Here is a 21,376-nt window from a genome sequence, read left to right on the forward strand (position 1 = left end):
TTTATTTTATCACCTGACATCCTTATTATAAGCACTCTCAACAAGAATTATCAGCCTTCATCTGAAAGAGCAATCGAGTAGGAGATAATTAATTAATTTAATCATCGTCCTCTCACACCACCGTACGTACGGTTCCGTATACGGCGGTTCTATTTTATCTCTAAATATGAACAGTTTGATAGTGGTCTAGTAGTGATACTAGACCTCTTCTTTTTAGTCTTTCATTCGTGATGGTTCGACATAAAATAAATGAGCGAGCGACTCTCGCATATCCTTTTCGGGTATTTGCCCATTCCCACGCCTTATCCTTATCGATTCCCAACCTCATTAAACTTCTATATTTGGTTTGAACCTTCTTCCATTGTTTCCATATACACATTCTTAATCGGAATCGAATATTTTTATCTAGATTTCCACATACCGTCCTCATCTTAGCGATTTTAAAATAATTCACCCATCCGATGATTAACTGCTTTAGTTTCTTCAGTCGATAGTCAAAACTCACACTCCAACTTCGTCGGGTGAGTCTTTTTAATTTCTCTTTCACTCTCATGATCGATATCTGGTGAGGTTTAGCTTTGAACTGATAGGCATTTTTATCCCAAAAGAAACCGAATCCTAGAAATTTAATTCCACTTGGTCGCTCAACCTTACTTTTTGTCACATTGACTTTAAGACCTAGCGTTTCTTCAAGGTATTTCGTCATGCTTTTCATCACTCGCTTCGCTGCCTTCTCACTTTTCACTAGAATTAAACAATCATCTGCGTATCGGACAAAATTTAACCCTCTTGCTTCTAGCTCTTGGTCAAGTTCATTTAACATGATATTGCTCAGTAATGGGGATAGATTGCCTCCTTGTGGGGTTCCAATCACCGATTCTTTATATTCATCATCCATCATGACTCCACTGACTAAGAATTTTCGGATGAGTGAAATGACATCTCCGTCCTTAATCGTATTTGATATCAACCTCATTAACTTATCATGGTTGACTTTATCAAAGAACTTTTCTAAATCGATATCAACAATCCATGTATACCCATCATTCATGAATTCTAGACTTTTAATAATCGCCATTTCTGCACATCGTCCCGGTCTAAATCCATAGCTGTTTTCATGAAACTTTTCTTCATAGATAGGGGTGAGAACTTGAGCCATCGCTTGTTGAATGAATCGGTCAACCACGGTTGGGACACCTAAATTTCGCACACCCCCATCTGCCTTGGGAATCTCGATTCGTTTCACCGGTTTAGGTTGATACGAACGCGTACGAATTTGGTCCTTTATCTCTTCACCATTTTCTTTTAAATAGTGTCCCAATTCATTAATCGTCATCCCATCCACTCCTGCCGCACCTTTATTACGCTTAACTTGTAAATAAGCTTGGTTTAGATTATTTGGGTGTAGGATTTGTTTTAATAAATTCTCTGTGTTCATATTTGTTACCTCCATGAGTTTCGTAACCTTCCATCCATCGTATCTATTTTTTTTTTTTTTTAGATATGTGTCTTATCACCTAATGGTTAATTAGGAAGGTGCAAGTATCATTTCTTTAACGGATAAAATAGTTCGGTCCTTCGCTCCTTTTAGTTTTCACTAACTCTCTTCACTACTACGACCTCGGCTGACTTCTTATATTCCATGTTTACCTCACGGTCAACCTTTGGGATAGAATATAAGACCTCCCCGGGTAAGGTGTATTATCTTCCCTTCCATCTATCTGCCACATTTACAACATACATTTTTTTTTTCTGTGTAGCTATTGGACTTTAACTTGTTATGCAGTCTTATCCTTGTATCCTGCCTGATGTGATTCCTGTTCGTCAGACCAGAAGTTTGCCCACGGACTTCCTTCAGATTCCTCCTCGCAGAGGACACCCTTGTCTTAGGCTATGTACTTTCCGCTACTTGGACGTACTCGGGACTTTAACCCGTTAGATAATACCCATGCCGGGCGCACATAAAAAAAAGAACCTTCAAATGAAGGTTCTTTTTAATTAGCGACGTAATCCTAAACGCTCGATTAATGAAGCATAACGGTTGATATCTTTGTTACGTAAGTAAGTTAATAAGTTACGACGTTTACCAACCATGCGTAATAATCCACGGCGTGAATGATGGTCATGTTTGTGTTGTTTTAAGTGATCGTTTAAACGATTGATTTCAGCAGTTAAAACTGCAACTTGTACTTCTGGAGAACCTGTATCTCCTTCGTGTACTGCATAAGCTTTGATGATTTCTTGTTTTTCTACTTTAGAAATAGCCATTACTATTACCTCCTATAATTCTGATAAATACGCCTCAATCCAAGCCAATCGCTGGAGGAGCTAAAAGCATAGAATAAGGACATGTTTAATTGTATCATACTTTTTAATTAATTCAAGTTTAATTTAAAATAACTTCTGACATATTGATGATCAGCCTCTAATTGCTTCATCAGTTCTGCAATGGAACCAAAACGCTTTTCCTCTCGTAAATACTCACAAAAATCAAGCGTCATCTCTTTGCCATAAATATCCTCACTAAAATCTAGAATATACGTTTCAATTGAAACTTGATCATTAAAGTTAAACGTTGGATTATGACCAATATTACACATTCCCACATAACGTTGTCCTTCAATTTCAACCTCAACTGCATAAACACCTTTTTTAGGAATCACATAGTCTTCACTTAACTGAAGATTAGCCGTTGGAAAACCAATTTGACGCCCTCGTTGTTGACCGCTCACAACCATTCCGTGGATACGATACGGTCGACCCAGCATTTGTGTCACTTTTTTAATATTTCCATCTGCTAAATAACGCTTAATTTCAGTGGCTCCTATTTTCTCTTGTTCTAATTCATATTTAGGGGTGATATTTAAGCTAAATCGATCTGAGTAACCTCCCAATAATTCCACCTCACCTTCCCCCATTCGTCCGAATCGGAAATCAAATCCTGTTGAGACATGTGCTACCCCATACTGAATGAGATAACGTTCAACGAAATCAATCGCTCTCATATTTGCTAACGTTTCATTAAATGGTAAAATAATCAATTCATCCACACCTAATTCAGTTAAGCGGCTTACTTTTTCTTGATAAGGTGTTAATAAACGTTCGCTGTCTAATTTCTTTAAAAAGATATTCGGACTGGGAGAAAAGGTCATCACGGCACTTCGCATTTGATGAGCCTTCGCATAATCTACTACTTCTTTAATCACCGCTTGATGCCCAAGATGTAGCCCATCAAAGTAACCTAAGGCGACAGCAATCGGTTGATCCAATTTTTTACTTAAATTTAAATGTATAACTTCCATCTCAATCACTTCCTAAAAGAAGCCCCTCATTGATCGATAGACATCATTAGTTGGGTGCTTTTCATATACTGCTAAACATTGTCCACTTTGACTATAAAGTGCCACTGGAGACACTGTGACATGATTAACTTGTTTCGGATATAATTGTACGCCATTTCGTACTAGTTTTTCAACCCAAGAATCGACCACAACCGATGGGAAATCTGCCATTGCCTGTTCTAATGTCAACAAAGTTAATGTATTCGATTCAGCCTTTTCTTTGAAAGCCTCTAAACTTAAGCAATCAGAAATATTAAAAACACCTGAAGCAATACGCCTTAAATGAGACATATGTGCTGGATATCCAAGCTTTTCTCCAATCGTTACAGCTACGGTGCGAACGAATAATCCCTTACTTCCTTTGACACGGAAACTAAATTTAACTAATCCATCTTCACTTTGATGAACGTTGCCTAATAGTTCTAATTCATAAATCGTGACCTCACGACGTGGACGCTCAACTTCAAGTCCAGCACGTGCGTATTCGTATAGCTTTTTACCATTAACCTTAACTGCTGAATACATCGGTGGGACTTGAATACTACTTCCGAGCATACTTTTTAAAACTGCTTCCACTTCTTCCTTCGTTATCGTACGGTCGACTCGTTTTTCTTCAACTAATTCACCATCAGCATCTTCAGTGGTCGTTGAAAAACCGATTGTAACTTCACCTAAATATTCTTTTTCATTTGCTGTTAAAAACTGCGAAATCTTCGTGGCACGTCCGACACAAATCGGTAAAACACCTGTTACACTTGGATCAAGCGTTCCGGTATGCCCAACCTTTTTCGTTTTCAACACTTTACGGACAATATTGACACAATCATGCGATGTCATTCCTGCCGGCTTATCTAGTAACAATACCCCGTCCATAATTCACCTCATCACTTTCTTTTAAATCGATAATAAAAATTGTTCAAACACATCATTTGCCATGAGCAAACCTTGACGCGTTAAACGAATTTGATTTCCAACGCGCTCTAAATCATGAGCTTGAATTAATTTTTCCAACGCTTCTTGATAAATTGCTTCTACGTTCACACTATATTTTTTTGAAATCTGTTCTAGATTAATTCCTTCCATGAGGCGTAAACCTAAAAACATTTCTTCTTCAATTTTTTCTTCTTTCGATAAAACACTTGACTCAATCACAGGTAATTCTTGTTTTTTCAATGACTCAATATATGTATTAATAGAGCGTGTATTTTGATAGCGGGTCCCCTCTACATAACCATGCGCACCGAGTCCCGTCCCAATATACTCTTCATTTTTCCAATACCATTGATTATGAAGACTTGGAATTGATTTTGCAAAATTACTAATTTCATAGTGATGGTAGCCATGTTGAGCCAACATCTCTATAACGATTTCATACATGTTTGCTTCAATTTCATTATCTGTTAATTTTAACTGATCTTTCATATAAGCTAAATACAACTGCGTATGCTCCTCAACAATTAAAGAATACGCTGAAATATGTTCCACATCAAGAGCAATTGCCTTCTTTAAATCTTCTTTTAACTGTTCAATGGTCTGTCCAGGAATGGCATAAATCAAATCTAAATTAATATTATACATTCCATGAGCCTTTAATGTCGCAACCGCTTGTTCTACATGTTGACTCCCATGTTGGCGGCCAATTCGTTTCAGCAGTGTTTCATGAAAGGTTTGAACGCCCAAACTGAAGCGGGAAATTTGTTGTGAAAGTAAGTATTCCACCTTTTCTTCCGTTAAGTTCTCTGGATTGGCTTCAATACTAAATTCGACGATTTGTTCCATTTTAATCGCTTCATGTAAATAGTCAAATAACGGCTGAATTTGCTCGACGCTTAAAGCTGTGGGCGTTCCTCCTCCGATATAAATCGATTGAAGCTCGTCAAATCCGACCTGTTGCTCATAATACTTTAGCTCTTGTAGGAGTGCTTGAATGTATTCCTCATGACGTTGTCCCTTCGTGATTAACTTAGGAAAATCACAATACGTACAAATATGATCACAAAATGGAATATGTATATATAATCCTTTCGCCATATGACACCTCTATAGACGTTCAATGACATTTAAATTTAAGCGTTTCGCCATGTCACGGGCCATTTGCATATACTCATCATTTAGATAAGCCGGATTATGACAATCTGAATTAACAATCACTTTTACGGTTGGGAATTCATTCGCAATAATTGACCAGAATTTTTCAGATGGATACGGATAACGAACCCCATCTTGATACGTTTGCTTCCCACGCCTTAATCCATTAGCGTTCACTTCTAAAATGACATCATTATCTAATGCCGCTTGTGCAATTTGGCGTGTGGCTGCTTCACAAGCCTCATCCCAACGTGGATAAAGAGTCATAAAAACGTCAGGATGTGCTAAAATTGCAAATAACTTTGTTGCCAGTGCCTCTTCAATACACGATGCATACACGTTTAATTGTTCAGGTTTTGTGAAATGGAAGGCATCTTTGAATTTACCATCAATTTCAATATAGTGTTGCGCTAAAATTAAATAATCGGTTTGTTGTTTTAATTCCGTCATATAATCATGAAGGTGTGGAAAATATTCACACTCTAAGGCTTTTAAAACTTTAATTTGTGGATATTTTTTCTGAGCTTGTTCAATATCTTTAAAATATGTTGCTAACTCAGAGTAATCCATACGACGTGTTCCCATCTGAGGGAAATTTTGATGTGGCGTGTGACAACTCATTCCAATTTCAGCGTAATTATGCTTAACTGCTTCTTTAACATAAGCCTCAACATCACCTTTGGCATGTTTACAACGATCATGATGCGTATGATAATTCGTTAATAACATATTTCTCACCTCTTTATTATGATTCTTTTTTAGTTTATCTTAAACATTCCAAACAATAAATGAACTTGCTTAGTTTTTACTCCCTATTAATAGAAAAAGAGAGGTCTTTGCCCTCTCTTAATCTTCGTCCATTGATAATACAGCCATGAATGCCTCTTGTGGAACCTCAACTGATCCAACAGACTTCATACGTTTCTTACCTTCTTTTTGTTTTTCAAGTAATTTACGTTTACGTGAAATGTCTCCTCCGTAACATTTAGCTAAGACGTTTTTACGTAAGGCCTTAATCGTTGAACGGGCGATGATTTTCCCACCAATCGCAGCTTGAATTGGAACCTCGAACTGTTGTCTTGGGATAATTTCTTTTAACTTTTCAGTGATCACTTTACCACGTGAATAGGCAAAATCTTTATGAACAATTAAACTTAACGCATCGACAATTTCACCATTTAATAAGATATCCATCTTCACAAGTTTTGATGGCTTGTATCCAATTAACTCATAATCAAATGATGCATATCCTTTTGTTGATGATTTTAATTGGTCAAAGAAGTCATAAACGATTTCTCCAAGTGGAATTTCATAGTTAACATGAACACGTGTTTCATCTAAATATTGCATATCGATGAAGACACCACGTTTTTTCTGACATAATTCCATGATAGCTCCAACATAATCATTTGGTGTCATGATTGATGCCTTAACATAAGGTTCTTCAATTGATTTGATGGTCTGTGGTTCAGGCATTTGTGATGGGTTATCGACAATTAACTGCGTTCCGTCTGTTAAGTAAACATGATAGATTACCGACGGTGCTGTTGCGATTAAGTCAATGTTAAACTCACGTTCAATACGTTCTTGAATCACATCCATGTGTAATAATCCTAAGAATCCAGTACGGAATCCGAATCCTAAGGCTTGTGATGTTTCAGGCTCGAATTGTAATGATGAGTCATTTAAAACTAATTTTTCTAATGCATCACGTAAATCGTTATAACGAGCAGCATCAATCGGATATAATCCACAGAAAACCATTGGGTTTAATTTACGGTACCCTGGTAATGGTTCTTCCGCTGGATTATCTACTGATGTAATCGTATCCCCCACGCGAACCGTCTTCACATCTTTAATTGACGCTGTCACGAATCCTACATCACCAACACTTAAATAGTCGACTACTTTTTCATGTGGTGTGTGAACTCCAACTTCAACGACTTCGTATTCAGCACCTGTTGCCATCATACGAATGATTTGACCTTTTTTCATCGTTCCATTTACCACACGGATTGAAGCAATAATTCCACGATATTGATCATAAACTGAGTCGAAAATTAAGGCCTGAAGTGGTGCATCAGGATCTCCTGTTGGTGCTGGGACTTTTTCAACAACTTGTTCTAAAATTTCTTCAATTCCGATTCCCGCTTTAGCAGAAGCTAACACAGCATCATCAGCTGGTAATCCGATGATATCTTCTACTTCTTGCTTCACACGATCTGGATCGGCACTTGGTAAATCAATTTTATTGACTAAAGGTAAAATTTCTAAATCATTATCTAAGGCTAAATAAACATTCGCTAAGGTTTGGGCTTCAATTCCCTGTGCCGCATCGACCACTAATACGGCTCCTTCACAAGCAGCTAGTGAACGTGATACCTCATACGTAAAATCGACGTGTCCTGGGGTATCAATTAAATGTAAAATATACTCATTTCCATCTTTAGCTTTATATGTCAACTGCACGGCATTTAACTTAATCGTAATTCCGCGCTCACGCTCAAGTTCCATTGAGTCTAACAGCTGATTTTTCATCTCACGTTTTTCCAACGCATTCGTTCGCTCTAAGATACGATCCGAAAGTGTTGTTTTCCCATGATCGATGTGGGCTATAATTGAAAAGTTGCGAATTCGTTTTTGTCGCTCTTTGATTTGTTCGCTATTAATCGCACTCACAAAGCTCACTCCATTTCGGTAAAATAATATCCACTCTATTTTACTTTAAATTTACTTATCTCACAAGAAAAATTTGTGGAATCTCTTGTTTTTATCATGATTTAGCCATTTTTATGACCTCTTTATTTTGGAGATAAGAAGCCATACAAAAAGACTATTGCCCCAAATACTCACTCGGTCAATAGTCTTATGTTATCCCATTTTTTATATTAAATGAAATTCAACTCTTATTCACTGATTAGTTGATCAAAAAATCTAACCACTGTACGCAAAACCTCACGCACAATGGTTTTTAATACATCTGCGATGTCTTGTCCTAATTTAGAGATATTATTGTGACTAACCCCACTCACTTTGTTTAATGCGGATGTCGTAGGTGAAGGTTGACTTGAAGTTTGAGTAATGGGTTTACTACTGTTCATTTGGCTGGTTTGCACGGTCTGACTATAGGGAATAAACGTATTTTCTTCGTCTTTTAAACTCGCTTCGTATTGCTCAATTTGTTCATTTAAAAATGTTGAGGCTTGCGCTGTCGATTGAATTTTCAAGTCTTCAACGTGAAGACTATACGACATCCCTAGCATAAAACAAGAAATGGCTATGATGATTAGCCCCCCTTTTTTCATAAGCACTCCCCCATCATTCATGCGCTTTAATATACGTTGTTAAAACATCTGCCACTGCCTGGGCTGAATTAGTGACTTCTTCATAAGTGTTATAATCACTTCCCACCTCAATTAAAATCATCGTCGTGGCAAAATCTTGATTATAAACGCCGTTATAGCCAACCCCGCCGTTTTCACGAATCCCTCGCGATAATCCAGGATACTTTTCGCTCAATAAGGCTTCCAACTCTTGAATAATTTTTTGATTTTCTTTATATCGCTCATTATCAGTTCCTAACACAAACATCACTTTGGCATACGGTTTCCCATCAATCGTTGTCACAGATTTCTCATAACTAATCGAATCCCGATGAAAGTCAATAAAATAGCGTAATGTCTCATGTTGACTCGCCGTATCCTCTAAATACATTCGTGATGCCTTATAAGATAATGAATAATGCCACTTATTTTTACTCACAACCTCTGCCGCTGAACGAGATTCAACTAATGTATTTATATTTTGACTTTGTAACTGCTCAGCTACCATGTAAGATAAATCAACCACACTAACTGGCCGACCTAACTGCTCATTCACAGCTCCACCTTCATATAGTTCACCGTCATGAGAATTAAAGATATAAACCAACGGATCGGTTGTGATTACTTCTTGCATCGGTTCGACATCTAACTCCTCACTAACATATGTATATTTATAATCTTGTGGTGGCGTTGCTGCTGTTGCACTTTGACTCGGTGCCTTCATATTAATAAAAGCAAACCCATCATTGATAAAGGAGCAAAGTTGATTCAAGTCCAGTGAAGTCATGATTTCTGCAAAGTATTTTTGTAAATTCATCACCACATCCACAATATCTCCCGCGGTTGAAAAATCAAAAATACTTGATAAAATTGTTTCTTGTTTCACATGTTTATCGTAAGCTTCTTTTTGATTAACATATAGCAACTGAAAAAACTGCGTGAAGCAAAGTGTGAGAACAAATCCCAGTATGATGATATAGGGTGTTAATTTATTCAGCTTTTTCTTCCATTTTTTTCTCCTTAAACGTTGTTTTCGATTCAATCTCCCCCGCCCCCTGACTGTTGTATTTCATCGAAAGATGCTTACCTTTCGCGTAACATTTACCTCTTTAAAACATATACGTTATTATACAAAATCAGTGGTGTTAATTATTGTTGTTTTATGGTCAAGAATTAGCTAAATTGTACATTTGGATGTAAGGCTCGATTGAGACCATTGGAAATTAATGTCGCTAAATCCTCCATTTCTGTATCGATTTCTTTTGGGGTCACGATTAGATTATAACCATTTGGTGTTAAGACCTCAGAAATCAATTGGCGCTTCTCTTCTTCTTCTAAGTTTCCGACTTGCCCCATAAATTGCTCACGAAGTTCTGGAGACGGTAAATCTTCATCGGTATATATTTGACGTGCACTTGAAAATGGCACGAGTTTTTTATAAGAGCGCGACTCCTCTTTTAACGATTTCCCAATATGTTTAAGAAGAAAATCGATCGTATCACTCGTAATCGAAACCGCATCGACAACAGTTGGAACCCCGATTGCAAAAACAGGGATACCTAGCGATTCCTCATCAACTGCCTTACGTTTATTTCCGACCCCGCTACCTGGTGCAATTCCTGTATCAGTCATTTGAATCATTTTATTGACACGAGTAATCGAACGCGAAGCTAAAGCATCCACAACGACTAAGAAATCTGGCTTCACTTTTTTGACCAGTGATTCAATCACATCATATGTTTCGATTCCAGTCATCCCCATCACACCTGGTGCTAATGCACTGACTTCACGATAACTTCGATCCACTTCATTTGGACGAAGCTCATATAAATGACGCGTCACAATGACTTCATCAACGACCATTGGTCCTAATGCATCAGGCGTCACATGATCATTTCCGAGTCCAATCACTAAACAAGTATCTGTTTCTTTAATGTCTCGATGTTTTAATAGCTTCGATAATTGCTCTGCAAAGACTTCCATCGCCACCGTTAACTGATCATGTTCATGAGTAATGATAGAAGACGTATCGAGTGTCATATAACGACCTGCCTTTTTTCCCACACGTTCAACTGCTTCAGGTGCTACATCAATGCAAGTCACTTTTAATCCTTTAATATTATCTTCTTCGTATTTCACCCCTTCTTGAGACGCCTCATTCACTTGCCCGACCATTTGTTCAACGGCTTCTAACGCTAAATCTGAACGACATTGCCACTTTTTCATTTCCTGTTCATTCATAATAATCACCTCAAAAATAGTGTGAGCTAGTTTTAGTTATTTCATGAAAATTTATTCAAAATTTATTCTCAAATTAAAAAAAGACAATTTAAGCTCGTCTTTTATTCTTGTTGTATCACTTGTTTTCTTTTTAACACGCCAGGGTCCCATTCAATCATTAAGACAGCTAAGACACTGAAAATTCCACCGATACAAAGCTTGACTGTCACAGGATCGCCTAAAATAAGAACAGATAAAATGGCTCCAAATAATGATTCAAATGATAAAATCAATCCTACTTTTGCTTCAGATGTGTGACGTTGCGCGATCGATTGAATCAAGAAAGCAAACAGCGTACTCAATAACCCTAAATACAAAACGGCGATTCCACTACGAAATGAGACCTCGACCCAGGGCATCCTCAATGACCAAATGAACGATAAAACAGCAACAGTTACCATCTGTATTGTATTAAAACAATACGGATTACAACGCGGACTAAATAAGCCGGTGATCACAATTTGAACAGCAAAACCAATTGCACAAATTAAGGTCAAAATATCCCCTATGTTCATGGAAAAATCTTTTTCAAGAGATAAAAAACTAACGCCTAACACCATGAGTAAAATCCCAGTCCATTGTGTAACTGTTAAACGACGTTTAAAAAAGATAACTCCAAGTAGCGGGACAAGTAAGACATAAGTAGATGTAATAAAGGCATTTTTTGAAGCTGTCGTATACTGCATGCCAATTGTTTGAAACGAAAAGCCAATGAATAAAAAGATTCCGGCTAAGACTCCCCCTATCACGTCAATTTTTTTAATAGATTTTAACACTTTAAAGAAAATCATCACCATTCCTACGGCTGCAACGATAAATCTCAAAGCAGTTAACTGTGCTGGCCCCATCCCACTCTCTATCGCTAATCCAACAGCGGGAAAGCCCCCTCCCCAAATGATAGCAACGACTAACAATAATCCATCTGCTATTTTTGAATTCATTGATTTCTCCCCCTTTAATTGCCTCTCTTATTCATTTATGCACATCTAACACAAAAAAGGACATTCTCATATTGAGAACGTCCTTTTTAAATAGGATTTAATTATTTGATTGCTTTTAAAACGTCACATAAGAAATTATAGACGCGTTCAGTTGATGGAATCGATAATGATTCTTTTGGTGTATGTGCACCTGTGATATCTGGTCCGATTGAAATCATATCAATTTTTCCAAGTTTTTGAGATAAGAATCCACATTCAAGTCCTGCATGAATTGCCGAAACTTCTAATTCTTTTCCAAACATTTCTTGATAAACGTCTTTCATAATCTCACGAACTTTTGATTCCGTTTCAAATTCCCATTCTGGATAGTCCGCAATTAACTCCATCGTTGCCCCTGTTAAATTAGCAATGGCTTGAATACGATGGTTAATTTCACGTTTTAAAGAACTTACTGAGCTTCGGATGGCACTATTGAATTCAATTTCGTTTTCATCCATCTCAACAACTCCAATATTACTTGAACTTTCAACTAATCCTGGAATGTTAGCACTCATCGTTTGTGGTCCATAAGGGATTAACTGTAAGATATACATTAAATTTTGAGCTGTTTCTTTTGTAAAGACTTTTGTTACCGTGTCTTTTTTCGTTGTAACCACTGAGATTCCTGGATCGGCTGTTTCAAACTCAGCACGAACCATGATTTCAAAGTCTTTCACTTTTGATTCCAATGCCTCTGACTGTTCTTGTGCAAGCGTGATATTTAAGATGGCACGCTTAGAAATGGCATTCATTTTTTCTCCACCAGCAATTGATGAAACTGACACATTTAAATCTTGAATGTAGTGTAATAAACGTCCCATTAATTTATTCGCATTGGCACGGCATTTATTAATTTCAATTCCAGAGTGCCCACCTTTTAATCCACTGATCACAATTTCATAAGAAGTTAATCCGGCTGCATCCACTTCTGTCCACTCGATTGGTAATTTTAATGAGTTACGCACTCCACCGGCACATGAAGCTAAAGCCACACCCTCTTCTTCTGAGTCAATGTTAATTAAAATGTCACCTGGAACATTAGCAGGATCTAAGGCCATTACACCATCCATCCCTGTTTCTTCTTCAGTTGTGACTAATACCGTTAAGGCAGGATGCTCTAACGTCTCATCCGCTAAAATAGCTAAAGACATGGCTACTGCGATTCCGTTATCGGCTCCTAATGTTGTTCCCTTTGTACGTAACCAATCACCATCTACATAAATAGGTAATGCATCTGTTTCAAAGTTAAAATCTAATTCGTCATCTTTCACACAAACCATGTCCATATGTCCTTGTAAAATGACACGTGGAGCGTCTTCATAACCTGGCGTCGCTGGTTTTGTGATGATCACATTTTTACATGGTTCTTGAACATAGTCTAAATTATGTTCTTTTGCAAAGTTTACTAAATATTCACTAATCGCAGCCTCATTTCCTGATTCGCGTGGAATTTTTGTCATTTGTTCAAAATAATGAAAAACCGCTTGTGGTTTTAAGTTTCCTAAAATCTCTGACATAAATAAGCCTCCTTTTTTGTTTTTATTCTACCATATCTTTCGTAAAATGATAACAATTCTCTACATTTATACACAAGTTTTAGCAATTATATAGTACTAAAAACCGGAAGCTAGTTCTCGAATCAGTAGCGTCCAGTTTTAGTTTAACTCATTTTTAATTGAATATAGCCTTACACACGATCATTTTTATCAGCATCTTTAACCGTATACTCACTTGAATCAAACACTGAACTTTTCGGTTGTTGTTTTTGCTGATGAGTAACAGTCGCTTGATCTGGAATAATAAAAATACAAGCTATATATAATACAACGCCAGCAAATCCAAATGAAAAAATAGTTACAACTACCCAAATTAAACGAATAATCGTAGCATCTATGTTAAAATAATCAGCAATTCCTTGGCAGACTCCTGAGATCATGGCTCCTTGACTTGCTCGGTATAAACGTTTATTTGACATCAAAATCCATCCTTCCATAACACAATTACCGTTATTATAACGTAGTTAGAAAAGAGATGACAACTTTTTTCAGATATATTTTGAAATGTCATCATGAAAGAGTTGGTGATAAACGTCAAATATACTATAATAGTGCTATATCTTTCCGATAGATAGAAAATTACATAAAAATGGGAGGTTTTTAAATGAAGTATGATTTAAAGGCTTTACTAAAGTCTAGTGAAGCTTCTTTGACTCAAATCGTTGACATTCTAAATACAGCTCCATCCCTGATGCTTCAATCATTGGAAGCATCAAATACAGCGATAATTATTGTAGATATGGTCAACGGATTCGTCAAAGAAGGCCCAATGTCTTCTCCACGCATTCAAACGATTATCCCTGCAATTCGTGAGTTAATGACGCAGGCAAAAGAAAAAAAGCTTCCGATGCTAGCCTTCGCAGATAGTCACAATGAATCCTCAATTGAATTTGCTACTTATCCTCCTCACTGCTTAGTTGGAACAAGTGAAAGTAAAATCGTTGATGAACTTAAAGAAGTGGGGGGCTATGAATTAGTGCTTAAAGGTTCAACGAATGGATTTTTAGAACCAGCCTTTCATAACTGGTTAAAAGAACATCCAACGATTGAACAATTTATTGTCGTTGGCGATTGTACGGATATTTGCGTTGAACAATTTGTTTTAACCTTAAAAACCTACTTTACGACACTAAATCGTCCGAGCCGTATCATCGTTCCAATCAATAGTGTTGAGACGTACGACTTGGGCGTTCATGCGGGTGATTTTATGAATGTGATGGCATTATATAAAATGCACATGAATGGAATTGAAATTGTCCGTGAAATTACAAACTAGAAAGAGGCTTTAACTATGAACTTAAAATCAGTAAATTTAACGATGCTCGTAGACTTTTACGAATTAACAATGGCCCACGGCTATTTTGAAAATGGAATGGAAGATCAAATCGCTTATTTTGATATGTTCTTCCGTCGCGTTCCAGATGAAGGTGGATTTGCGATTATGGCCGGTCTTGAGCAGTTAATTGAATATTTAAAACACTTAGAATTTACAGATGAGGACATTGAATATCTTCGCAGCAAACAATTATTCTCTGAAGGATTCTTAACCTACTTAAAAAATTTCAAGTTCGCTTGCGATATTTATGCCATTCCTGAAGGAACACCTATTTTTCCGAATGAGCCTATTTTAACGGTTCGTGGTCCAATTATCCAAGCACAATTCATCGAAACGATGATTTTATTAAGTATTAATCACCAATCTTTAATTGCTACCAAATCAAATCGTATCGTCCGTGCAGCTAATGGTCGTCCTGTATTAGAACTTGGGGCGCGTCGAGCACAAGGGGCAGACGGTGCTATTTTAGGGGCTCGTGCCGCTTATATTGGCGGATGTAAAGGAACAGCTTGTACAATCTCTGATCGTGACTTTAATGTCCCTGCTCTTGGAACGATGGCTCACAGTTGGGTCCAAACGTTTGATTCAGAATATGAGGCGTTCAAAAAATATGCGGAACTTTACCCAGAAAACTGTACCTTATTAGTCGACACCTACAATACATTAAAATCAGGGGTTCCAAATGCGATTAAAGTATTTAAAGAAATCTTAATTCCAAAAGGATATAAACCAGGAGCCATTCGTATCGATAGTGGAGATGCGGCTTATTTATCAAAAAAAGCCCGTAAGTTATTAGATGAAGCGGGATTACATGAAACAAAGATTGTGATTTCAAACTCATTGGATGAGTATATTATCAAAGATTTACTCATTCAAAATGCACCGATTGATTCATTTGGAGTTGGAGAGCGTCTGATTACCTCAAAAACAGAACCTGTATTCGGTGGCGTTTATAAAATTGTAGCCGTTGAAAAAGAAGGACAAATGATTCCAAAAATCAAAATTAGTAACAATATCGAAAAAATTACAAATCCAGGTTCAAAACAAGTGTATCGTCTATATGATCGTGATACACAGAAAGCCATTGCTGATGTCATCACCCTAGCCCATGAAAAAATTGATGATACAAAACCATATACCATTTTTGACCCAGAACATACATGGAAACGTAAAGAAATCACAAACTTCATTGCTCGTCCATTATTAGCGCCAATCTTCTTAAATGGAGAGCTTGTTTATACTTCTCCTACTTTAGAAGAGATTGTGACTTATTCTAAAGAACAGATTGATATGTTATGGGAAGAAGTCTTACGCTTTGAAAAACCTCATCGCTACTATGTCGACTTATCAGAAGAATTATGGACATTAAAAACGGAACTTCTAGAAAAATATTCTAAATAAGTCTAATTTTACGTATAAAAACAAATCATTCATGTATATGAGTTTAATGGAATTTTTACCATTTGATTAAATATTGTAATTTCTTCTTGCATTTTAGACCTTGGTCTGATAGAATGATTTTGTTGTATTTTCAATGGAGGTGAACGGAATGCCAAATATTAAATCACAAGTTAAACGTGTGAAAACAAACGAAAAACGTCGTCAATTCAATGCTTCTTACAAAGCATCTATGCGTACAGCTATCAAAAACGTTGAAGTTGCTATCGAAAACAAAAACGTTGAAGCTGCAAAAGAAGCTTACAATACAGCTAACAAAAAATTAGACAAAGCTGTTGCAAAAGGAATTTGCCACAAAAACTTCGCAGCTCGTCAAAAATCACGTTTAAGCAAAAAAATCAACGGTTTAGGATAATCAAATACCGACACTTCGTCGGTGTTTTTCATCCCTTAAACATGATAAAAAAGGATCTTATTTGTCTGACAAGTAAGGTCCTTTTTTATTGCTTCTATTTTAAAACCCCGTAGACCAAACGTGTGGGATTGGTTATTTAGCCACTTGAACTAGATAAAGTCTTTAAAAACGAGATCTAATAACCATCGGAATCCAGCCATTGGTTACGTAAAAATTGTCTAACACAGCTATTTAAAAAAATGAGCCAAGTCCCCCATCGACCTGGCTCATTTTTTATTCTTAATTAATTGGCGTTAATTGAACTAAAACATCTGGATCAGTTGTAAATTCTGTTTTTACCATCATAATAATTTCATTTGTTTGTTCTAATGTCGGTTCTGATTGAGATTCAGATAATTGTAAATGAACTTGAACAGTCTCCTCGTTCACTCGAACTAAAACATCTGAATATCCTTTTGCTTTAATCATTGATTCAAGAATACTTTCATGTTGTGCATCTTTATTAATTTTTTCTAAATTATCTTTTGCCTCACTTTTTTCTTCAGCATCAGCATCTTTGCTTGCAATAATGGCTGTTAAATCAGCTTGTAATTGGCTTTTAGCTTTAGCTGCCTCAGTTCTTTGCACTTGAATGGCACTAACCTCAGATGATGTTCCCGCTGTCTCTGTCTCATCATCTCCAGACTCTTGGTTTGAAACTAACTCACTTCCACTTTGAGCGTCTGTTGGATTAATCTCTAAATTTGCTTGTGGTAAAGTTGAGGTTGATCCCACTTTATTTGTTGTTGAATCGTTGCTATCTCCAATACTAATATAAAATACAGTTAATAATACGAAAACTACAAATAATGCGGCTGTTACATATGAATTTTTGTTCATTTTAATTTCCCCCTAGTTCAGATGCATTTAATAATGAAATTTGATGAATTGGAACATCAAGCAACAAACTGATGGCATGCGTCACATCATAAGGTGCTTTAATCGTCCCTCGATAGACGATCACAACGCCATTTGAAACAGTATCTGTTTGACTTGAAACAAAGAGTGTCGTTGAAGAATCAGCAACCGATTTATATGAGATATTTATACTATCGACTGTTACTCCTTCTATTGAATCAAATAAAGCTGTGATCTGTTCTTTGTGTCTTGCCTCGACAGATGGTGCCGAAGATAAATGATTCCCAGACAGAGAGCTAAAATCATCTTTGAACAAGAATGACACCACTACGATGGCTCCAATCAGCATGATGATTCTAAATGGCCCTAGATCAGTCATTACCTTACGAATTGTTAAGCTTATTGACTCTGACTTTTCTGTCCGTTTCTTTTCCACATCTTCTACCCCCTATCTCACCTCATGTTAGATTCTAATTTAGTTGCCTCTTTTCATCGACCTCCCCTCTTAAAAACGACATCCTCCCGATTAAGACCTAATTTATTGAGTACGCACGTTTTTGCCTCCTCCTCAGTCTCAACCATTTCTAGCGTTAGCACTTCACTGAAATCAAATCCCACGATTTGAACTTGGCATCCACCTTCAGCTTGACGAACTAATGTCTCAATCTCAGCCATCGTTACTTTCGATAAATCAATTTCAACTAGCCCTTGGTAATACTGAATGGATTGATCAAATTCCTCTTCATTGATAAATGAAATCGAATCAATGAATGAACTAACTTCATTATTCATTATACTAATCACCGGCTTTAAAATGATAACTATGATAAAAAAGTGAAGATAAAATGTAATTATTTTCTTATAGGAAGCCGGAATAACCAATAAATTGACAATAGCTATCAAAAAAAACATAGCGATTATTTGCTTTGCGTATTCATATAGCATATCTTTTCCCATCTCCTCAAAACTTGTCACCTAGAATTAGTTAGTTAGTAGCATCATATTTGAACTATATAGAATAATGAAGAATGTAAAGATAAACATGACGCCAATAATAATCATAATGACGAGCAAATTCATCATCCCTGTATTAAAGACATCTAAAATTTTAATATAATCTTTACTAATAATGGGTTGAATCACCGCTCCTAATAAACGAAATAAAATTAGGCTAACACCCACCTTTATCACTGGGAATGCCACAATGATGACTAAAGTAATCACACTAAGTAGCCCAACACTATTTCTTAAAATGGATAACGTCGAAACAACTGAGACAACCGTATCTGTAAAACGCGTTCCGATGACAGGGATATGATTCATTAAGTTTTGTGTCGTTCGAAAAAACAATCCATCCGCAAAGCTAAGTGTCATGTTTTGAATGGACATTAATGTTAAAAAAAAGGCAAAATAGCCACCTAACGTCCAAACTGCAATTTTATTAATAAACTCAATTAAACGACCGTACAAGTCTTCAATATTAATCTGATTAATAAATCCAAAAATCGTCCCAATGACTGTTAAAGGCATACTAATCGCGTTAATAAAGAAATAAGAAGCATTAATCAAAAAGACAACCGCAGGTTTAAATAATGCCTGATTCCAAAGAGCACCTGTAATCGTAATCAACGATAATAAAATTGGAAAAATCGCGACGACGATATTCATATACCTCGTTAAAATATCTAATACATAATCATGATAAAAAATAAATAACTGAAAGAGCTGAACCATCAAAACTAGTTTTAAGACGGTATTTGTGATTTTCTCATATTTCGTTGAAAACGAGGATTGAATATTTTGAAACAATGCGATAATCAACAAAAAAATTAAAATACTTTTAAATTGAGAAAAACCCGTGGATAATTCATGCATCGCATAATCACCGAGTGATTGAAAAAATCCAACAATATCAAACTTCTCAACATTTAACAGATTAGATTTATCTAAGTAGTCGGCATTGATGAGCCAATCATATTGGCTGTAAATCTCAGCCCAAATATTTTCAAAAGATGATAGATCCACACTTGCTCCATCCATTGCTCCCCCTCCTAGTACATAAATTAGTTAGACGACTGATAAGATAAGTTCAAACAGTGTAATAATCATAGGTAAACTATATCCAATTAAATATAACTTAACGATGTACTCAAACATCTTTCCGACATTTCCTAAACTTGCTTCCGTTAACAAAAAGCTAACGAATTCTGCATAATACACAATCCCAATTAATCGAATAATAATGGTCACATACTGCTGCTCTACATTAAAATTCAAAAAGACGTTAGTAATTTCTCCAATCATACTTGATAAGAGTTGTAAGGCCATCATAAAAAAATACGTCAGCAAAACTAAACTAAAGCATTTGGCGTATTTTGAATTGACTTCATTTAATAATAAATAAATAATGGCACATGCAATTACGAGTGTAAGTATTTTGACAATATCAATGATGGCCCCCTCCTTTATAGCATAAAAATCGTTCGTAAACTCGTCATTAAAACTTCAATCAGTTGGACAATAAAGACTAACATATAAACATACCCTGCTAGCATGACTAACTCACTTATTTCCTTTCCAACATCAAACTTTTTAAAAAACAATGCAATAAATCCAAGGATAAACGCAACTCCCGCAAACCTTAGTAATCCCGTTATATCAACTATCGGCATGTTTCTTCCACCTCATCCTTTCATTAAAATTTGCTAATTAACCTTATGTCCTCTTAAAGAAAAAAATGATACTTTCAGACCATTCTTACCGCTCCTCCTCTATCATCTACTAAATGCACGTCATATTCCTGCTTAAAACGCCTTAAAACAAATCACCTATTGTTTTCACTGTCGGAAAAACACCTCCCTCTCGTACCTTTAAACACCTATTTCTTGACTTGTTTTAGAAAATAAAAAAAGACTTAAAAAGCAGCAGCCTTTTAAGTCTTTCAGAATCATTCAATTATAAACGATTACCCACGAGAAACATAACGTCCATCGTTAGTGTTGATGATTAATTTATCTCCAACTTCAACGAATAATGGAACTTGTAAAGAGTATCCAGTTGAAACTGTTGCACTCTTAGTTGCATTTGAAGCTGTGTTTCCTTTCACACCTGGTTCACATTCAACAACTTCTAAAGTTACTTTTTCAGGTACTTCAACCCCTAAAATTTCGCTGTTGAATGTATTGATTTTAACTTCCATACCTTCAACTAAGAAGTTTTTCTCATAATCTAATTGTGCAACTGGGATTTCTAATTGCTCATATGTTTCATTGTTCATGAATACATATTCTTCACCCATTGAGTATAAGAATTGCATTGTTGATTTTTCAATGTGAGCACGTTTAACTTTTTCACCTGCATTGAATGTATTATCAATAACAGCTCCAGTACGTAAGTTACGTAATTTAGAACGTACGAACGCTTGCCCTTTACCTGGTTTAACGTGTTGGAATTCGATAACTTGGAATAAGTTTCCTTCGTAATCGATTGTCATTCCTGTTTTAAAATCATTTGTAGAAATCATAAAAATCCTCCTTGCACACTATACAAACTACTCCTAGTAGTATGATAATCATTTCCGTATTTAATTATAACGATTAATGATTAAATTGTCCATGCAAACCCGCCCTTTTTTGCCTAATAAAACCTCTTTTTTTAGCCTTTTCCTAATCTCTTAGTATTTTATCCCTGATTGTTTTAAAAACTCCCACGATATCCCTATAAAAGTGCTTTATTTTTATCTTAAAATTCTGTAAAATATTA

Annotated in this window: 23 protein-coding genes; 3 read left to right on the plus strand and 20 right to left on the minus strand. The window is 36.2% G+C overall.

Translation table 11 applies throughout. The annotated features are described in order from the left end of the window. Positions 1-160: 160 nt before the first annotated feature. From ltrA to J0J69_RS02915, 13 genes are all read right to left on the minus strand, one after another. Positions 161-1,438 (minus strand): group II intron reverse transcriptase/maturase, encoded by a 1,278-nt coding sequence (gene ltrA, locus J0J69_RS02855; protein ID WP_055305912.1) that lies wholly within the window; start codon positions 1,436-1,438, stop codon positions 161-163. 560 nt (positions 1,439-1,998) lie between these two features. Beyond that, positions 1,999-2,268, minus strand: a complete 270-nt coding sequence (gene rpsO / locus J0J69_RS02860) for a 30S ribosomal protein S15 (protein WP_055244410.1) — start codon at positions 2,266-2,268, stop codon at positions 1,999-2,001. Between the two features lie 107 nt (positions 2,269-2,375). Next, the gene (locus J0J69_RS02865) at positions 2,376-3,302 is read right to left on the minus strand and encodes a bifunctional riboflavin kinase/FAD synthetase (protein WP_055244408.1); all 927 of its coding nucleotides are present in this window, start codon (positions 3,300-3,302) and stop codon (positions 2,376-2,378) included. Positions 3,303-3,314: 12 nt separating this feature from the next. Next, entirely contained in the window at positions 3,315-4,214 is a 900-nt protein-coding gene (truB, locus tag J0J69_RS02870; protein WP_212725907.1) for a tRNA pseudouridine(55) synthase TruB, read from the minus strand. Positions 4,215-4,235: 21 nt separating this feature from the next. Then, positions 4,236-5,372 carry a radical SAM family heme chaperone HemW gene (gene hemW, locus J0J69_RS02875; RefSeq protein ID WP_212724443.1) on the minus strand — a complete coding sequence of 379 codons (1,137 nt, stop codon included), beginning with the start codon at positions 5,370-5,372 and terminating at the stop codon, positions 4,236-4,238. A 9-nt stretch (positions 5,373-5,381) separates the two neighbouring features. Next, positions 5,382-6,158 (minus strand): histidinol-phosphatase, encoded by a 777-nt coding sequence (locus J0J69_RS02880; RefSeq protein WP_068758787.1) that lies wholly within the window; start codon positions 6,156-6,158, stop codon positions 5,382-5,384. Positions 6,159-6,275: 117 nt separating this feature from the next. Next, a complete protein-coding gene (lepA, locus tag J0J69_RS02885; protein WP_269465079.1) occupies positions 6,276-8,108 on the minus strand; it encodes a translation elongation factor 4 in 1,833 nt (610 codons plus the stop codon). Positions 8,109-8,335: 227 nt separating this feature from the next. After that, on the minus strand, positions 8,336-8,734 hold the full coding sequence (locus J0J69_RS02890) for a hypothetical protein (protein WP_055276554.1): 399 nt from the start codon (positions 8,732-8,734) through the stop codon (positions 8,336-8,338). Between the two features lie 13 nt (positions 8,735-8,747). After that, complete coding sequence (gene spoIIP, locus J0J69_RS02895; protein ID WP_212724445.1) at positions 8,748-9,794, minus strand: stage II sporulation protein P; 1,047 nt, start codon at positions 9,792-9,794, stop codon at positions 8,748-8,750. A 131-nt stretch (positions 9,795-9,925) separates the two neighbouring features. Next, positions 9,926-10,993 (minus strand): GPR endopeptidase, encoded by a 1,068-nt coding sequence (gene gpr / locus J0J69_RS02900; protein WP_055304683.1) that lies wholly within the window; start codon positions 10,991-10,993, stop codon positions 9,926-9,928. A 101-nt stretch (positions 10,994-11,094) separates the two neighbouring features. After that, positions 11,095-11,973, minus strand: coding sequence for a DMT family transporter (locus tag J0J69_RS02905; RefSeq protein ID WP_055304681.1), 879 nt, complete (start codon positions 11,971-11,973; stop codon positions 11,095-11,097). A gap of 101 nt (positions 11,974-12,074) precedes the next feature. Then, positions 12,075-13,529, minus strand: a complete 1,455-nt coding sequence (locus J0J69_RS02910; protein WP_068758791.1) for an aminoacyl-histidine dipeptidase — start codon at positions 13,527-13,529, stop codon at positions 12,075-12,077. A 170-nt stretch (positions 13,530-13,699) separates the two neighbouring features. Next, positions 13,700-13,987, minus strand: a complete 288-nt coding sequence (locus tag J0J69_RS02915) for a PspC domain-containing protein (protein ID WP_212725908.1) — start codon at positions 13,985-13,987, stop codon at positions 13,700-13,702. Positions 13,988-14,172: 185 nt separating this feature from the next. On the opposite strand from J0J69_RS02915, the gene J0J69_RS02920 reads away from it, so the two are divergent. The 3 genes from J0J69_RS02920 to rpsT all read left to right on the plus strand — a co-directional run bounded on the left by J0J69_RS02920 (position 14,173) and on the right by rpsT (position 16,717). Next, positions 14,173-14,844 carry a cysteine hydrolase family protein gene (locus tag J0J69_RS02920; RefSeq protein ID WP_212725909.1) on the plus strand — a complete coding sequence of 224 codons (672 nt, stop codon included), beginning with the start codon at positions 14,173-14,175 and terminating at the stop codon, positions 14,842-14,844. A 15-nt stretch (positions 14,845-14,859) separates the two neighbouring features. Then, on the plus strand, positions 14,860-16,305 hold the full coding sequence (locus tag J0J69_RS02925) for a nicotinate phosphoribosyltransferase (RefSeq protein WP_212725910.1): 1,446 nt from the start codon (positions 14,860-14,862) through the stop codon (positions 16,303-16,305). Positions 16,306-16,453: 148 nt separating this feature from the next. Continuing rightward, positions 16,454-16,717 (plus strand): 30S ribosomal protein S20, encoded by a 264-nt coding sequence (gene rpsT, locus J0J69_RS02930; RefSeq protein WP_055244388.1) that lies wholly within the window; start codon positions 16,454-16,456, stop codon positions 16,715-16,717. Positions 16,718-16,996: 279 nt separating this feature from the next. On the opposite strand, the gene J0J69_RS02935 is transcribed toward rpsT, so the two are convergent. From J0J69_RS02935 to efp, 7 genes are all read right to left on the minus strand, one after another. Next, positions 16,997-17,596 carry a SpoIIIAH-like family protein gene (locus J0J69_RS02935; protein WP_055244387.1) on the minus strand — a complete coding sequence of 200 codons (600 nt, stop codon included), beginning with the start codon at positions 17,594-17,596 and terminating at the stop codon, positions 16,997-16,999. A gap of 1 nt (position 17,597) precedes the next feature. Next, positions 17,598-18,050, minus strand: a complete 453-nt coding sequence (locus J0J69_RS02940; RefSeq protein WP_212725911.1) for a hypothetical protein — start codon at positions 18,048-18,050, stop codon at positions 17,598-17,600. A gap of 53 nt (positions 18,051-18,103) precedes the next feature. Then, entirely contained in the window at positions 18,104-18,571 is a 468-nt protein-coding gene (locus J0J69_RS02945) for a stage III sporulation protein AF (RefSeq protein WP_156343951.1), read from the minus strand. 24 nt (positions 18,572-18,595) lie between these two features. Then, positions 18,596-19,654 (minus strand): stage III sporulation protein AE, encoded by a 1,059-nt coding sequence (locus J0J69_RS02950; protein ID WP_212725913.1) that lies wholly within the window; start codon positions 19,652-19,654, stop codon positions 18,596-18,598. Between the two features lie 27 nt (positions 19,655-19,681). Further along, a complete protein-coding gene (locus J0J69_RS02955) occupies positions 19,682-19,945 on the minus strand; it encodes a stage III sporulation protein AD (protein ID WP_237252606.1) in 264 nt (87 codons plus the stop codon). Between the two features lie 134 nt (positions 19,946-20,079). Next, complete coding sequence (locus J0J69_RS02960) at positions 20,080-20,286, minus strand: SpoIIIAC/SpoIIIAD family protein (RefSeq protein ID WP_055244381.1); 207 nt, start codon at positions 20,284-20,286, stop codon at positions 20,080-20,082. A gap of 293 nt (positions 20,287-20,579) precedes the next feature. Beyond that, the gene (efp, locus tag J0J69_RS02965) at positions 20,580-21,137 is read right to left on the minus strand and encodes an elongation factor P (RefSeq protein ID WP_055244815.1); all 558 of its coding nucleotides are present in this window, start codon (positions 21,135-21,137) and stop codon (positions 20,580-20,582) included. Positions 21,138-21,376 lie beyond the last annotated feature (239 nt).

The organism is Turicibacter bilis (assembly GCF_024499055.1).
Classification (GTDB): Bacteria; Bacillota_I; Bacilli_A; order MOL361; family Turicibacteraceae; genus Turicibacter; species Turicibacter bilis.